The sequence below is a fragment of the Streptomyces sp. NBC_01433 genome, assembly GCF_026340105.1.
In the GTDB taxonomy this organism is placed as follows: Bacteria; Actinomycetota; Actinomycetes; order Streptomycetales; family Streptomycetaceae; genus Streptomyces.
In genome coordinates this window covers 1114786-1129383 of the sequence record NZ_JAPEPM010000001.1, presented here as the reverse complement: position 1 = coordinate 1129383, position 14598 = coordinate 1114786, and the positions used below count along the sequence as shown (strand labels likewise).

The window sequence follows — 14598 nt, the reverse complement described above, 5'->3', positions numbered from 1 at the left end:
CGGGGGAGCACGGGGTCAGTGCGGCAGAGTGGCCGGGCTGCCGCCGTTCGCCTCGTACCCGGCGACCGCGAGCGCCCGGTAGACCGTGTACTCGGCGGCCGGATCGGGGTCCTGCGTCCACGGCAGCGCGCCCACGTGCCCGTCGATGTGGACCAGCTGGTTCATCGCCTCCGACCAGCGTTCCATCCGGACCAGGAACAGCACCAGGAGATGGCGGACATGGGCCAGCATCGGGTCGTCCGCGCGGGCCGCGTGCACCGCGAACATCGCGCCCTCGACCGCCTTCGTCACCACGACGCCCCGGTAGAAGCCCTGGACCAGATTGACCTCGGGCAGATGCTCGTACACCGCGAACAGCGGCAGCGCGGCGAGCAGCGAACCCTGCGGGGCGCGGGCGGCGGACGCGGTGGCGAACCGCTCGGCCTCCTCGCGCGAACCGTGCCACTTCTCGCACCAGAAGTGCAGCGCGGCGATATGCGCCCCCATGTGCGCCGGGGCGCGGTCGATGATCTTCGCCCAGAGCTGGTCGAACTGCTCGTGGGAGTAGCCCAGTCCACGGGCCACGGCCAGCTCGACGAGGTACGGGACGGGGTCGCCGGGTGCCAGCAGGGCCGCCTCGCCGGAGACCGTACGGGCCTCCTCCAGGATGATCCGGAAGTCGTCCGATCCCGCGGTGGACGACCGCCACGCCTGCTGCACCAGGAACTCCGCGTGCACCGCCGCCCCGCCCGCGTCCTTCGGGGACTCCGCGCGCCAGGCGCGCAGCCACGCCCCGCCCACGCCCGGCTGCCGCGCCAGCTCCAGCGAGGCCGCGCCCGCGAACGCCTGCACCCGCTGCCAGCGCACCTCGCCCTCCTTGGGCGTACCGGCCATCAGCTGGGCGGCGGCCCGCCAGTCCTGGGTGCGCTGCACGACATCGAGAACATCGAGCAGGTCCTGGTCGGGACCCGGCATCCGGACGTCCAGATCCTCCTGGCGGACAAAGCCGTACGTGTCCGGGTCGGCCGCGTCCGGCGAACCGGGGGCCACCTGGCGGATGCCGCCGCGACGGCGCAGCATGATCGGGCCGATCACGGCGGCGAGCATGCACAGCGCGAGCAGGAACCACAGAATCTCCATGGCTCCATTGTCCCCGTACGGGGCAGTGACCTGTGAGTGCCCTCGCGACGAACTACGCTCGGCCTCATGAGTGACCAGCGCAGCTTCGAAACCCTCGCGATTCACGCGGGGAACACCGCCGATCCCCTCACCGGCGCCGTAGTTCCGCCCATTTACCAGGTGTCCACGTACAAGCAGGACGGCGTGGGCGGGCTGCGGGGCGGCTACGAGTACAGCCGCAGCGCCAACCCGACCCGTACCGCCCTGGAGGAGAACCTCGCGGCTCTGGAGGGCGGCCGGCGCGGTCTGGCCTTCGCCTCCGGCCTCGCCGCCGAGGACTGCCTGCTCCGTACGCTGCTGACCCCCGGCGACCACGTCGTCATCCCGAACGACGCGTACGGCGGCACGTTCCGGCTGTTCGCCAAGGTCGCCTCCCGTTGGGGCGTGGAGTTCTCGGTCGCCGACACCTCGGACGTGGCGGCCGTACGGGCCGCGATCACCCCGCGTACCAAGGCGGTCTGGGTGGAGACCCCGTCCAACCCGCTGCTCGGCATCACCGACATCGCGGCCGTCGCGGGCGTGGCCCGCCAGGCGGGGGCGCGCCTCGTCGTCGACAACACCTTCGCCAGCCCCTACCTCCAGCAGCCGCTCGCGCTCGGCGCGGACGTCGTGGTGCACTCCACCACCAAGTACATGGGCGGCCACTCGGACGTCGTCGGTGGCGCGCTGATCGTCAACGACCCCGAGCTGGCAGAGGAGTTGGCGTACCACCAGAACGCGATGGGGGCCATCGCCGGTCCCTTCGACGCCTGGCTGGTGCTGCGCGGCATCAAGACCCTCGCGGTCCGTATGGACCGGCACACCGAGAACGCCACCAAGGTCACCGAACTGCTGACCCGGCACCCCAGGGTGACCCAGGTCCTCTACCCGGGGCTGCCGGAGCACCCCGGGCACGAGATCGCCGCCAAGCAGATGAAGGCGTTCGGCGGCATGGTGTCGTTCCGGGTCACGGGCGGCGAGGAAGCGGCCGTCGAGGTCTGCAACCGGGCGAAGCTCTTCACGCTCGGTGAGTCCCTCGGTGGCGTCGAGTCCCTCCTGGAGCACCCGGGCCGGATGACGCACGCCTCCGCCGCGGGCTCCCCGCTGGAGGTACCGGCCGACCTGGTCCGCCTCTCGGTGGGCATCGAGAACGGCGACGACCTGCTGGCCGACCTGACCCAGGCGCTCGGCTGACCCCTGCCGCGGGGCTCCGCGTGCGACGGGTGCCCGTCCGAGACCGGGCGGGCACCCACGCGGGCGGTCAGACAGCGGCCTTCTCGTCCTTCAGCAGGGCCCTGACCTGCTCGCGCAGCTCGGGGCTGTCGGTGTGCTCGTGGACCGAGACGGCGTGCTCGGTGGCGGCCCGTACGACTTCGTCCTCCTCACCGGAAATGGTGAGTGTGCAGTTCGAGTCGCTCGGATAGTCGCGGCAGTCGGCGATCTTCCTGGTCATGACAGCCTCCTCGGCCGGTGTGACGGCCCGCTCCTCCCAGGGTAGATCCGTTCACCGGCCCCGCAGGGGCGGCGTCGCCCCGGCGGGGCGACGCGACCCACGGCTGTTCCCGTCACCGGTGGGGGCGGCGCGGGCGGGACGGGGCGGTCAGTTGTCCTGCGGGCTCAGGTGGGCGGCCTGGCGTGCGGCCAGTGCCGCGTTGAACCGGGTGAGCAGGGCGCAGAAGGTGTCGCGCTCCTCGGTGCTCCAGTCGTCGGTCACCTGGGACATCAGCTCCCGCCGGGAGGCCCGGACCTCGTTCAGCCGGGCCTGGCCGCGCGGCGACAGCTGGAGCACGACCGCCCGGCCGTCCTCCGGGTGCGAGGTGCGCTTGACCAGGCCGGTGTCCACGAGCGGCGCGACCTGGCGGGTCACGGTCGAGGAGTCGATCCCCATCCCCGCGGCCAGCGCCTTGACGCCCATCGGGCCCTCCCGGTCCAGCCGGTTCAGCAGCAGATACGCCGCCCGGTCCATGGAATTGCGGACCTGGCCGACACCGCCGAGGCGGGTCTGCTCGGCACGGCGGGCGAAGACGGCCACCTGGTGCTGGAGGGCATCGAGGAGGTGGTCGGGACCCGGGTGTTCGGGGACGGCGCCCCCGGAAGGAGACGCAGCTGTCGTCATGTCCTGAGGGGGCATGGCCGGGGGCTCTCTTCGTGCGGTGTCGGATGGGTGGGGGACAGAGTACGCGGCCACGGGGCAACGCGTACCAGCGCTGCACAAACCTGTGGACACCACCGCAGGCCGCCGTGAGACGACTCGGCCGCGATCGGCCGGAACTGTAAGACTTGCTGTCATGACCTTCCGTACGCCGAGCCCCTTTCCGCCGCTGATCATCGATGACATCCGCGGGGCGCGGAAGATGCTGTCCGGCGTGGCCAGGGTGACGGCCATGGAGGGCAGCCGCCATCTGACCGGCCTGGTGGGCGCGCCCGTCCACCTCAAGTGCGAGAACCTTCAGCGCACCGGCTCGTTCAAGCTGCGCGGCGCGTACGTACGGATCTCGGGCCTCAGCCCCGTCGAGCGGGCGGCGGGTGTGGTCGCCGCGAGTGCCGGGAACCACGCGCAGGGTGTCGCACTGGCCTCTTCCCTCCTGGGCGTGCGGTCGACGGTCTTCATGCCCGTCGGCGCGCCCCTGCCGAAGGTCGCCGCGACCCGGGAGTACGGGGCCGAGGTCCGGCTGCACGGCCATGTCGTCGACGAGACGCTCGCGGCCGCCCAGGAGTACGCGCAGGAGACGGGCGCGGTCTTCATCCACCCCTTCGACCACCCGGACATCATCGCGGGGCAGGGCACCGTCGGCCTGGAGATCCTGGAGCAGTGCCCGGAGGTCCGCACGATCGTCGTCGGCGTCGGCGGTGGCGGCCTCGCCGCGGGCATCGCCGTCGCGGTGAAGGCCGTGCGCCCGGACGTGCGGATCGTCGGGGTGCAGGCGGCGGGCGCGGCCTGTTACCCGCCGTCGCTGGCCGCCGGCCACCCGGTGTCCCTCGAATCGACGCAGACGATGGCCGACGGCATCAGGGTCGGGCGCCCCGGCGACGTACCGTTCGGGATCATCGAGGAGCTGGTCGACGAGATCCGTACGGTCACCGAGGACGAGCTGTCCAGCGCGCTGCTGCTCTGCCTGGAGCGGGCGAAACTGGTCGTCGAGCCGGCCGGGGCGAGCCCGGTGGCGGCGCTGCTGAGCGACCCGAAGGCGTTCCGGGGGCCGGTCGTCGCGGTGCTGTCGGGCGGCAATGTGGACCCGTTGCTGATGCAGCGCATCCTGCGGCACGGGATGGCCGCCGCAGGTCGCTATCTGAGCCTGCGGCTGCGGCTCACGGACCGGCCCGGCGCGCTCGCCACGCTGCTGGCCGCGCTGTCCCTGGCCGACGCCAACGTCCTGGACGTGAGCCATGTGCGGACCGATCCCCGGCTGGGGCTCACCGAGGCCGAGGTGGAACTGCACCTGGAGACCAAGGGCCCGGAACACTGCGAGGAGGTCGCGGCGACGCTGCGCGGGGCCGGGTACCTGGTGATGAGCTGACCGAGGGCGGGCCGGGGCCCCGCACAGGCGTTCACCGGGCGGGCCGCGGGCGGCGTACCTAGGATCTGTCCTCAGGAAGTCACCCGAAAGCAACTGGGGGAGTCCCATATGCCAGGCGCGATCCACGCCGAAGACCTGGTGAAGACCTTCGGTGATGTACGAGCACTGGACGGCGTCGGCTTCGACGTACCGGAAGGCACCGTTCTCGGCCTCCTCGGCCCCAACGGTGCGGGCAAGACGACCGCGGTACGGGTCCTGACCACGCTGCTCCGGCCGGACAGCGGCCGGGCCCTGGTGGCGGGCATCGACGTACTGCGCAAACCCAATGAGGTACGCCGTTCGATCGGGCTCTCCGGCCAGTTCGCGGCGGTGGACGAGTATCTGACCGGCCGCGAGAACCTCCGGATGGTCGGGCAGCTCTACCAGATGAGTTCCCGGGACGCGAAGGTCCGGGCGGGGCAGCTCCTGGAGCGGTTCCACCTCGCCGACGCGGCCGACCGCCCCGCCAAGACGTACTCCGGCGGCATGCGCCGCCGTCTCGACCTCGCCGCCGCGCTCGTCGTGTCCCCGCCCGTGATGTTCATGGACGAGCCGACGACCGGCCTCGACCCGCGCAACCGCCAGCAGCTGTGGGAGGTCATCCAGGAACTGGTGGCGGGCGGCACGACGCTGCTGCTGACCACGCAGTATCTGGAGGAGGCCGACCACCTCGCCCACGACATCTGTGTCATCGACCACGGCAAGGTCATCGCCCGCGGCACCTCCGACCAGCTCAAGGCCCGCATCGGCGGCGAGCGCGTCGAGGTCGTCGTGCACCGGCCGGACGAGATCGAACCGGCCCGCGCCGTGCTGAGCGCGCTGGGCAAGGGCGAGGTCGGCGTCACCCGGCTCTCCCGCAAGCTGACCGTCCCGGTGACCGGCGGCGCGAAACTGCTCGCCGAGGTCATCCGTGACCTCGACGCCCAGGGTGTCGAGATCGACGACATCGGTCTGCGCCGCCCGACCCTGGACGACGTCTTCATCTCGCTCACCGGGCATGCCGCCGAACTCCCGGCCGAGGACGGGAACGGCGAGGGCGACGGCGACGGCCACGGCGAGGCCGGGACCGCGGACCGGGAACGGACCCCCCAGCGGAAGGAAGGCGCGAAGTGAGTACGACCACCGAGGACGCCCCGGTCCTCGCGCCCCGCCCCGCGGGAGGCATCGTCCAGTCGGTCAACGACTCCCTCGTCATCGCCAAGCGGAATCTGATCCGGATGACCCGGATTCCCGAGATGGTGATCTTCGGTCTGATCCAGCCGATCATGTTCGTGGTGCTGTTCACGTACGTCTTCGGCGGTTCGATCAAGGTCGGCGGCTCCACCTCCCCGCAGGCGTACCGGGAATTCCTGATGGCCGGCATCTTCGCCCAGACCGTCACCTTCGCCACCGCTGGCGCCGGAGCGGGCATCGCCGACGACATGCACAAGGGGCTCATCGACCGCTTCCGTTCCCTGCCGATGTCCCGGGGCGCGGTGCTCACCGGCCGTACGCTCGCCGACCTCGTCCAGACCGCCCTCACCCTCGTGGTGCTCGCGATCGTCGCGCTGATCGTCGGCTGGCGGACCCACGAGAACATCGGCAAGGTCCTGTTCGGATTCGTCCTGCTGCTCCTGCTCGGGTACGCGTTCTCCTGGATCGGCGCCCTCATCGGGCTCTCCGTCCGCACCCCCGAGGCGGCCACCTCCGGCGGGCTGATCTGGCTCTTCCCGCTGACGTTCATCTCGAACGCCTTCGTGGACGCCAACCAGATGCCGAGCTTTCTGCGGCACATCGCCGAATGGAATCCGTTCAGCGCCACCGTGCAGGCCTGCCGGGTGCTGTTCGGCAACCTCCCACCCGACTTCCGGACCCCGGACGCCTGGCCGATGCAGCACCCGATCCTGGCCTCGGTCATGTGGTCGGTGCTGATCCTGGTCGTCTTCCGCACGCTGGCGGTCCGCAAATACCGCTCGGCGGCCGTCTGAAACGGCCGCGCAGCTTCCGGCGCCCGCCCGCCACTCACCGTGGCGCGGCGGGCGCGGGCGACCCCAGCTCGACCGGGGTGCACCGGTCCAGCCGCACGATGAGTCGCGCGGCGCGCTGGGGCACGGCCCCGTCCACTTCCGCGAGGAGGCCAGGGGCGTACACCCCGGAGTACGACTTCGACGCGTGAGCGGTCACGTGAGACGACACGCGAGCGGTCACGTGAAGACGATGGGGCGGGCCCCGGGGAAGATCTTCCCCAAGGCCCGCCCCATCGTCCGGTGGCGGCTCAGCCCGAGTACGGCTTCGCGCTGAGGATCTTCACCGTCGCGGTCTTGCCGTTCGGCAGCTCGTACTGGGCGTCGTCGCCCATCCGCTTGCCGTTCACGCCGGTGCCCAGCGGGGACTGCGGGGAGTACGTCTCGATGTCCGAGCTGGCGTACTCGCGCGAGGCGAGCAGGAAGGTCATCGTGTCGTCCGGGTCGCCGTCGAAGGCGATCGTCACGACCATGCCGGGCTCGACCACGCCGTCGTCGGCGGGGGCCTCGCCGACCTTCGCGTGCTCCAGGAGCTGGGTGAGCTGGCGCACCCGCAGCTCCATCTTGCCCTGCTCCTCCTTGGCCGCGTGGTACCCGCCGTTCTCCCGGAGGTCACCCTCCTCACGGGCCGCCGCGATCTTTACGGAGATCTCCGTGCGCGCGGGACCAGACAGGTACTCCAGCTCGGCCTTGAGCTGGTTGTACGCCTCCTGCGTGAGCCAGGTGACGTTTTCGCTGGTCTGGGTCACAGGTGCTCCTCGTCGGTACTGGGAATACAAAGCAACGCCCTACCCAGAAGCATGTGCTTCCACGGGTGGGCGAAACCACGAGCCTAACAATTCCGCAGGAAAAGGGGGAGAAGGTAAACCGTCAATCGCGCGTCCACGCAGGTCAGCGTCGGACGGCGCGGGTCGCGGGGGGCGCGCGGACGGCCGGTGACCGTCAGTGCGACGAGCCGCCACCCGCCGTGCAGCCCATCAGCTCGACCGCGGTCGCCCTGGACGTCGTGCGCAGTGAGACGACGTCGTCGATCCGGTCGGAGGGCTGGTCGAAGCGGAAGTCCTTGCGGGCGACCTCCCGGCCGTCCTCGCTCAGCGCGCGCAGCGTGCAGTAGCCGCCGCCGTCGCGGTCCTTGCGCACTTCGAGATGGGCCTCGGCCCGGGTGTCCGAGACGACCTTGGACTTGATCAGCTCGGCGCTGATGTCCTTGCCGCCCACGTAGTCGAAGCCGATCCAGGCGATGACACCGAGCAGGACGACGCCCAGCGCCGCCCCGACGATCTTCAGCTTGCGGTCCGCACGCTGATCCTCGGTCCGGCCGTAGCGCCCCTCGGGCGTGGCCTCACGAACCGCCGTCATGATCGTTCCTCCTGCTCCGGGAATCGAGGAATTTTCCAGCCCCCGGTTCGGTCACTATAGAAGCCGCACATGGCGACCAATCACTGAGGATCGAAGCTTTGACTGAGCAGCTGCGTCTGATGGCCGTTCACGCCCACCCCGACGACGAGTCGAGCAAGGGTGCGGCAACGATGGCCAAGTATGTGTCCGAGGGGGTGGACGTGCTGGTCGTGACCTGCACGGGGGGCGAGCGGGGCTCCATCCTCAATCCGAAGCTCCAGGGGGACGCGTACATCGAGGAGAACATCCACGAAGTACGGCGGAAGGAGATGGACGAGGCCCGGGAGATCCTGGGTGTCAAGCAGGAGTGGCTCGGCTTCGTCGACTCCGGGCTGCCCGAGGGCGACCCGTTGCCGCCGCTGCCCGAGGGCTGCTTCGCGCTGGAGGACGACGAGACGGCGGCGGGGCGTCTCGTGTCGAAGATCCGCGCGTTCCGGCCGCAGGTCATCACCACGTACGACGAGAACGGCGGCTACCCGCACCCCGACCACATCATGACCCACAAGATCACGATGATCGCGTTCGACGGTGCCGCCGATACGGAGAAGTTCCCCGAGGCCGAGTTCGGCCCGGCCTGGCAGCCGCAGAAGCTCTACTACAACCAGGGCTTCAACCGGCCGCGCACCGTCGCCCTCCACGAGGCGCTCCTCGCCCGTGGGCTGGAGTCCCCGTACGGCGAGTGGCTGGAGCGCTGGAAGGAGTTCGGGCGCGACGAACGCACGCTGACCACCCATGTTCCGTGCGACGAGTTCTACGAGATCCGCGACAAGGCGCTGATCGCGCACGCGACGCAGATCGATCCGGACGGCGGCTGGTTCCGGGTTCCGATGGACATCCAGCGGGAGGTCTGGCCGACCGAGGAGTACGAGCTGGCGAAGTCTCTGGTCGATACCTCCCTCCCCGAGAGCGACCTCTTCGCGGGCATCCGCGACAATGCCTGATATGTACGCGACCCAGGCACTGACGCACCTCGTCCCGCTCGCCGCCGATGAGCTCGACAAGAACAAGGTGACTCCCGGCGTTCTCGGCTTCCTCGTCTTCGCGGCGCTCGCCGTCGGCGTATGGCTGCTGATGAAGTCGATGAACCGCCACATGGGCAAGGTCGACTTCATCGAGGCACCGGATCCGGACGCCGTTCCGGACGAGGCGGGGGAGAAGGCCGCGGCCGCGCCGCGGAAGTAGTCCGCGCACGGGGTCCGCGCGCAAGCGCCCCTGGAGCCGGTCGCCGGCCGGACCCGTCGGCCCAGGGGTACCGGCCCCGGTCGTCGGCCCCGGTCGCCGAGCGGCTCGTCGGTCGAGCCCGCCCGGAAACCGGGGGCACCGGCTTCCGGGCGACCTCGTCCAGTGGGACCGACCGGTGACCGGCGCACCCCGGCTTCCGGGCCGCCCGACGGACCGGCACACCCGCCCGTTCCGGGCCGCCCGGCGACCGGTGCATCCGCCGTTCCGGGCCGCCCGGCCACCCCGGCCGTCCTACGGCTTCGCCGTCACCCGGACCCCCATGACCTCCCGCGCGTCGCGGTTCGGCGTCAGGCCCAGGCGCCACGCCTGCCAGCCGTCGTCCAGGTCGACGCCCCGGTTCAGGACGCCCGCGTACGCCCGCGCGCAGTCCGCCAGCTTGCTGTCACGCGCGGGGTGCGCGGCATCGATCAGGTCCGCCAGTTCCTGCTCGGCCACCGCCGTACCCACCACGCTGCCGCCAGGGGAGGCGTACGGCAGCAGCGTGCAGCGCAGGAAGCGGGCCCAGTCGCCGCCGCGTTCGTCGCCGTACGAGGCGAACAGCTCGACGGCCTCGCCGCACAGCTCCAGCGCCTGGGCCGCCCGGCCGTTGCCCGCGTCCACCAGAGTCAGCTCCAGGCAGGTCCACGCCTCCCCGTGCGCCACCCCGATGCGCCGGAAGTCCGCCCGCGCGTCCATCAGGAGCTGGCGGGCGAAGCCGGAGTTGCGCAGGTTCCCCGTCCGGGCCGCCCCCTGGTCCCGGGTGACCCGGCCCGAGTGGTGCCGGGCGCACGCCAGCCCGTACACGTCCCGCATCCGGGAGAACATCGTGCGCGCCCGCTCCAGCTCCCGTACCGCCTGATCGGTGTCGCCGTCCTCCTCCAGCGCCTGGCCCAGGTAGTACCGCGTCCAGGCCTCACCGCGCGCGTCCTCGTTGTCCCGGTGGCGGGCCAGCGCGCCGCGCAGCTCCTCCACCGCGCGGGCCGGGTCGCCGTCCAGCAGCCGGGCACGGGCCAGCTGGGTCAGGGCCCAGGCCTCGCCCCGCTCGTCCCTGGTGCGCCCGTACAGCTCCAGCGCGGTGTTCAACGCCTCCTCGGCCGCGCCCACCTCACCCGTCCGCAGCCGGACCTGGCCCAGCTGGAACCGCGTCCACGCCTCGCCGTGCAGGGACTCGCCCTCCCGGTGCAGGGCCAGCGCGGTGTCCAGCAGCGTCAGCGCCTCGGAAAGGTTGGCCCGGTCGCGCTCGACGGCGGCCAGGGCGTGCAGCGTCCAGGCCCGGTCCTCGGCCTGCTCGTCGGAGGACTGGAGGGCGAGCGCCTCGCGCAGCCGTACGGACGCCTCCGTGAGGTTGCCCTGATGGTGCAGCGTGATCCCCAGCGAGCACAGGGCCAGCGCCGCCCCGGCGTCGTGGTGCGCCTCGCGGTAGAGGCCGACGACCGAGGAGAGCGTCGTGCGGGCCTTGTCCAGTTCGCCGAGCTGCCGGGCCGCGATGCCGGTGCGCCACTGGACGGACCGCTCCAGCAGGCCCTTGTCGACGGCTTGGGTCAGTTCGCTGATCTCGCCCAGCCGGTAGAGGTCACCGCGCAGCAGGCAGTAGTCGCACAGCGCGCCCAGCAGATGGAGCACGGCCCCCTGGTCCACCCCCTCCGCGTGCCGCAGCGCCGAGGTGATGAAGCTCGACTCGTCGTCCAGCCAGCGCAGGGCCGCGTCCAGGGAGGCGAAGCCGTGCGGGCCGAACTGTCCGGCGCGGGTGGACATCTTGCCGTCGACCATCCGGATCACGGCGTCGGCGAGCTCCGCGTAGTTCGTCAGGAGCCGTTCCTGGGCGGCGGTGCGGTCGGCCGGCTCCTCCTCGTCCAGCAGCCGGGCCAGCGCGAAGGCCCGGACGAGATCGTGCAGCCGGTAGCGCGAACCGCGTACATGGGTCAGCAGCCCGGCCCGGGTCAGCGCGGTCAGCAGCCGCCCGGCCTCCTGCTCGTCGGCGGCGAGCAGCGCCGCCGCGGCTGCCGCGCCGAGGCTCGCGCGCCCCGCCAGCGCGAGCCGCCGCAGCAGCCGTCTGGCCTGCTCGGACTGGTCGGCGTAGCGCAGCCGCAGGGCCCGCTCCACCGGCCCCGCCGGACCCCGCGCGCCCGGGTCGGCGCCCAGGTCGGCGGCGAGCGCGGCGCGGGTGCGGGCGCCGAGGGCGGAGCCCGCGACCCGCAGTGCCAGCGGCAGCCCGCCGCACAGCTCGACGACGGCATCGGTGGACGGGTAGTCGTACGGCCCGGCCTCCTCGTCCTGGGCGCTCTCGCGCAGCAGCTCCTCGGCACCCGCCGCGTCGAGTCCGCCGACCGGCAGCTGGTGCACCCAGGCGGGGGTGTCCGCGGGCAGGTCGAGGGGTTCGCGGGCGGTGACGAGCACCAGGCTGTCCGAGCGCTCGGGGATCAGCGCGCGGACCTGACCGGCATCCGTCGCGTCGTCCAGGACGATCGTCACGGGCACCCCGGTGAGGTGCTGGTGGTACAGCTGGCCGAGCCGCCGCACCTGCTGTTCGGTCGCGCCGCGCTCCCCGGCTCCCCGCTCCCCGGCTCCCCGCTCCCCGGCTCCCGGCTCCGCCCGGCCGGCGGAGGACCCGTCCCGGAACAGCAGCTGCTCGCGGGGCGCGCCCAGCCGGTTGAGCAGGTGCAGCAGCGCGTCGCGGGTGGGCAGCGGACTCTCCCCGGCGACATCGCCGCGCAGGTCGACGACGCAGGCGCCCCGGAACTGGTCCTTGAGCGCGTGCGCGGCGCGTACCGCGAGGGTCGTGCGCCCGGCGCCCGGCTCGCCGTGCAGGACGACGACGGTCGGCCTGGTCTCCGCCGACGCGCGGGCCGCGTGCACCCACTGGGCGATCCGGGCCAGCTCGGCGCGGCGTCCGGCGAACGGGCCCTCGGCGGCGGGCAGGTGGCCGAAGGACTGCTCCAGGAGCGCACGCGTACGGGCGGCCGCGCTGCGGTCCCGGCCGCGCAGTTGCCGTCCGGCGGATCCGGAGCCCTTGTCCGGGCCGCGGGCGCCCCCGTGCGGGATGCGGGCGGTGGCGGTGGCGGCGTGTATCCACCGCTGCTGGTCGAGGTACGGGCGGATGCCCCGTATCTCCAGCGCCGTCAGCCACTCCAGCCGCAGCTGTTCGTGGCCGCCCGGCTGGTTCAGCGCACCGGCCCTGCGGTGGGCGGCGGGCCAGTGGGACGCGGTCACCTTGGCCACGGTCGCGGCGGCCCCCGCCACCGCGACGACGGCGCCCGCGCCGAGGGCGAGTCCGGCCGCCGTGCCCAGCGCCAGGTCCGCCCCGAACGCGGCGGTGGCGGCAACTCCCGTCACCAGTAGGGGTGTTCCGAGTGAAGCCCGGCTGAACCGCTGCGACAGCGGCCGTTGTTCCGCCTCCGCCGCTTCGAGCGCCCGCGTGTACGCGGCGTACTCCTCGCCCGCGCTCGCCGCCATGGTGTCGAGCGCGGTGCGCGCCCGCGCCATCAGCGCACCGGAGTCCGCCCGCCCGCCGGTGCGCCGCGCCTCCTCCTCCACGGCGCGCACCAACAGCCGTTCGGCTTCCGCCCGATGGCTGTCCCGCATGTGTGTCCCCCTCCGAGAGCTCCGGCCTGTCGCGCCAAGTGTCCTGCGCGGGCTCGGCGAGGTCCATCGGTTCGCGCCCGCCAGGGACTACGGGACGGCCCTTAGCCTTGCCCTCGCAGATCAAAAGGGGGCGGGATGCCGAAGGTGCCTGAAAGCCGGCGTGTCGGACGCATGGCCGTGAACGAGGTACGTGCGCTGCTGGAGCGGCACGGGCACATCGTGCAGGAGATCGACGGCGGTAACGACCACGGTGAGGACCTGCACGTCACCTTCGTGCGTGACGACCAGCGAACAGCGGACTCCGTGGCCGTGCAGGTCAAGGGTGGCGTCTCGACGCGTACCAGGAGGGGCCATCGCGTCCGGGTCGGGGATCACGGGGGTAATTGGCGCGACGGTAGCCTGCCGGTGCTCTGTGTAGTCCATGATCCTGAGCGAGGCGGCCTCTTCTGGGCCAACGCGACCCGTCAGCTCCGCCGAGCCGAAGCGCTGCGCAAGACGTTGAAGTCCGTTGTCGTCCCACGGGAGTCCGTGCTGGACGACGCCACCATCGGGACTTTCGCGCAGAGCATCCGGAACTTCCTGGTGTGGGAACGTCAAGGGGTCGGCCGGTGGGCGGACATGGCGGACGTCGAGTTCGCTCCGAACGACATCGTCAAACCCTTCGAGAACGAGTACGGCGAACCCATGATCTTCTGGCAGCAGCGTGGGGAGCCGTGCGCAGTCCTGCTTCATCATGATCTCGACTGGGATCCCGTGCGCATTCAGGAGGGGATGCTCCGCTTCGATCCCATCCCGATGATCGGCGGTGTCATCCTCAACAGCGCGGAAGCGCACTGGCTCATGGCGTGCTTCACATCCACGGAGTGGTGGCGTCGACCGGTCGAGCAGAGTGACCTCGCCTGAACCCTGGTGGGTTTCCTCGAAAAGCGCCTCCAGGTGTTCCCGGAATTTCCCTTTCCCTCGTACTCAGTCATGAGGGAAGAATCTTCCAGCGCTGTCAGACGGCTCCCAGGTCGACGGTGACGGAGAAGGGCGCGGCAGCCTTGATCACGCCGGTGAACATCTCTCCGTCCCGGTAAACCTTGGTGGCGTGGTCGAGAACGTAGGTGTAGACGATGGGGACACCGGTGGCGGCCTGTTCGATCCGCCGGTAGAAGGGGATGCCGGCCTTGGCGTACTGGTCCACCTTCACGATCCGGTCGGTGGTCTCCGAGCCGGGCGACACGACCTCGACGACCAGGAGTACATGCTCGGGGCGGGCGGGCGTGAGATCGATGGTCTCGGCCCGGTGGACGACGACGTCCGGACGGCGGTTGGTGAGCGGAACGTCCTGCGGACGGACGTCGAAGTCCGTGTCGGCGTTCCAGTCCGGACCCGCGGCGGCGTCCAGGGCATTGGCCAGATCCGGGCCGGCCGGTTGTGGCGCTTGGACGCGCTCGGGCTGACGACGACCATCCCGTCCACGATCTCAATGCCGGCACACTGCTCCTCGGACCAGGAGTCGTACCGCTCCGCGCTGATCTGCGTGTGCATCCACGCGGGCGCCACCATCTCGGCGGTCATGGTGTACCTCCTTCGAGGAGCCTCGACAGTTCCGGCGCTGCTGGGTTCAGCCTACTGTCCAGCGTGCCCGATTCGAGGAGAGCGGAAGCCCCCGGCGCTGCTCCGGCGCGCCGACACACCGGTCGGTCGGGGAGGCG

14 protein-coding genes and 1 pseudogene are annotated in these 14598 nt (G+C 71.5%); 7 read left to right on the top strand and 8 right to left on the bottom strand.

The annotated features are described in order from the left end of the window. Positions 1-15 precede the first annotated feature (15 nt). Positions 16-1119, bottom strand: coding sequence for a hypothetical protein (locus OG413_RS04875; protein WP_266803183.1), 1104 nt, complete (start codon positions 1117-1119; stop codon positions 16-18). 66 nt (positions 1120-1185) lie between these two features. On the opposite strand from OG413_RS04875, the gene OG413_RS04870 reads away from it, so the two are divergent. Beyond that, positions 1186-2331 (top strand): cystathionine gamma-synthase, encoded by a 1146-nt coding sequence (locus tag OG413_RS04870; protein WP_266803182.1) that lies wholly within the window; start codon positions 1186-1188, stop codon positions 2329-2331. Between the two features lie 67 nt (positions 2332-2398). On the opposite strand, the gene OG413_RS04865 is transcribed toward OG413_RS04870, so the two are convergent. After that, positions 2399-2590 (bottom strand): DUF1059 domain-containing protein, encoded by a 192-nt coding sequence (locus tag OG413_RS04865; protein WP_266803181.1) that lies wholly within the window; start codon positions 2588-2590, stop codon positions 2399-2401. Between the two features lie 147 nt (positions 2591-2737). Next, the gene (locus OG413_RS04860; protein WP_266803180.1) at positions 2738-3268 is read right to left on the bottom strand and encodes a MarR family winged helix-turn-helix transcriptional regulator; all 531 of its coding nucleotides are present in this window, start codon (positions 3266-3268) and stop codon (positions 2738-2740) included. Between the two features lie 157 nt (positions 3269-3425). On the opposite strand from OG413_RS04860, the gene ilvA reads away from it, so the two are divergent. From ilvA to OG413_RS04845, 3 genes are all read left to right on the top strand, one after another. Continuing rightward, positions 3426-4655, top strand: a complete 1230-nt coding sequence (gene ilvA / locus OG413_RS04855) for a threonine ammonia-lyase (RefSeq protein ID WP_266803179.1) — start codon at positions 3426-3428, stop codon at positions 4653-4655. 108 nt (positions 4656-4763) lie between these two features. Continuing rightward, positions 4764-5807, top strand: a complete 1044-nt coding sequence (locus OG413_RS04850; RefSeq protein WP_266803178.1) for an ATP-binding cassette domain-containing protein — start codon at positions 4764-4766, stop codon at positions 5805-5807. Continuing rightward, positions 5804-6661: an ABC transporter permease gene (locus tag OG413_RS04845; RefSeq protein WP_266803177.1), complete on the top strand. Its 858-nt coding sequence runs from the start codon at positions 5804-5806 to the stop codon at positions 6659-6661. The genes OG413_RS04850 and OG413_RS04845 overlap by 4 nt, the downstream gene beginning before the upstream one ends. A 34-nt stretch (positions 6662-6695) precedes the next feature. Here OG413_RS04845 and OG413_RS04840 read toward each other — a convergent pair whose 3' ends face one another. The 3 genes from OG413_RS04840 to OG413_RS04830 form a co-directional block, all read right to left on the bottom strand. After that, complete coding sequence (locus tag OG413_RS04840) at positions 6696-6881, bottom strand: hypothetical protein (RefSeq protein ID WP_266803176.1); 186 nt, start codon at positions 6879-6881, stop codon at positions 6696-6698. 67 nt (positions 6882-6948) lie between these two features. Then, positions 6949-7446, bottom strand: coding sequence for a transcription elongation factor GreA (gene greA, locus OG413_RS04835; protein ID WP_266803175.1), 498 nt, complete (start codon positions 7444-7446; stop codon positions 6949-6951). Positions 7447-7639: 193 nt separating this feature from the next. Further along, complete coding sequence (locus OG413_RS04830) at positions 7640-8056, bottom strand: DUF4307 domain-containing protein (protein ID WP_266803174.1); 417 nt, start codon at positions 8054-8056, stop codon at positions 7640-7642. Between the two features lie 98 nt (positions 8057-8154). Between OG413_RS04830 and mca the strand changes: the two genes are divergently transcribed. Then, complete coding sequence (mca, locus tag OG413_RS04825) at positions 8155-9036, top strand: mycothiol conjugate amidase Mca (protein WP_266803173.1); 882 nt, start codon at positions 8155-8157, stop codon at positions 9034-9036. Position 9037: 1 nt separating this feature from the next. Continuing rightward, on the top strand, positions 9038-9277 hold the full coding sequence (locus tag OG413_RS04820) for a hypothetical protein (RefSeq protein ID WP_266803172.1): 240 nt from the start codon (positions 9038-9040) through the stop codon (positions 9275-9277). Between the two features lie 291 nt (positions 9278-9568). On the opposite strand, the gene OG413_RS04815 is transcribed toward OG413_RS04820, so the two are convergent. After that, on the bottom strand, positions 9569-12898 hold the full coding sequence (locus OG413_RS04815) for a tetratricopeptide repeat protein (protein WP_266803171.1): 3330 nt from the start codon (positions 12896-12898) through the stop codon (positions 9569-9571). A 171-nt stretch (positions 12899-13069) separates the two neighbouring features. Between OG413_RS04815 and OG413_RS04810 the strand changes: the two genes are divergently transcribed. Further along, positions 13070-13801, top strand: coding sequence for a DUF4365 domain-containing protein (locus OG413_RS04810; RefSeq protein WP_266803170.1), 732 nt, complete (start codon positions 13070-13072; stop codon positions 13799-13801). 94 nt (positions 13802-13895) lie between these two features. Here OG413_RS04810 and OG413_RS04805 read toward each other — a convergent pair. Beyond that, positions 13896-14461 (bottom strand): annotated as a pseudogene (locus OG413_RS04805) (Uma2 family endonuclease). Between the last annotated feature and the right edge of the window lie 137 nt (positions 14462-14598).

Coding starts and splice junctions, on each gene's coding strand:
- OG413_RS04875 (WP_266803183.1), bottom strand. CDS start 1,119: ATGGAGATTCTGTGGTTCCTGCTCGCGCTGTGCATGCTCGCCGCCGTG.
- OG413_RS04870 (WP_266803182.1), top strand. CDS start 1,186: ATGAGTGACCAGCGCAGCTTCGAAACCCTCGCGATTCACGCGGGGAAC.
- OG413_RS04865 (WP_266803181.1), bottom strand. CDS start 2,590: ATGACCAGGAAGATCGCCGACTGCCGCGACTATCCGAGCGACTCGAAC.
- OG413_RS04860 (WP_266803180.1), bottom strand. CDS start 3,268: ATGCCCCCTCAGGACATGACGACAGCTGCGTCTCCTTCCGGGGGCGCC.
- ilvA (WP_266803179.1), top strand. CDS start 3,426: ATGACCTTCCGTACGCCGAGCCCCTTTCCGCCGCTGATCATCGATGAC.
- OG413_RS04850 (WP_266803178.1), top strand. CDS start 4,764: ATGCCAGGCGCGATCCACGCCGAAGACCTGGTGAAGACCTTCGGTGAT.
- OG413_RS04830 (WP_266803174.1), bottom strand. CDS start 8,056: ATGACGGCGGTTCGTGAGGCCACGCCCGAGGGGCGCTACGGCCGGACC.
- OG413_RS04820 (WP_266803172.1), top strand. CDS start 9,038: ATGTACGCGACCCAGGCACTGACGCACCTCGTCCCGCTCGCCGCCGAT.
- OG413_RS04815 (WP_266803171.1), bottom strand. CDS start 12,898: ATGCGGGACAGCCATCGGGCGGAAGCCGAACGGCTGTTGGTGCGCGCC.
- OG413_RS04810 (WP_266803170.1), top strand. CDS start 13,070: ATGGCCGTGAACGAGGTACGTGCGCTGCTGGAGCGGCACGGGCACATC.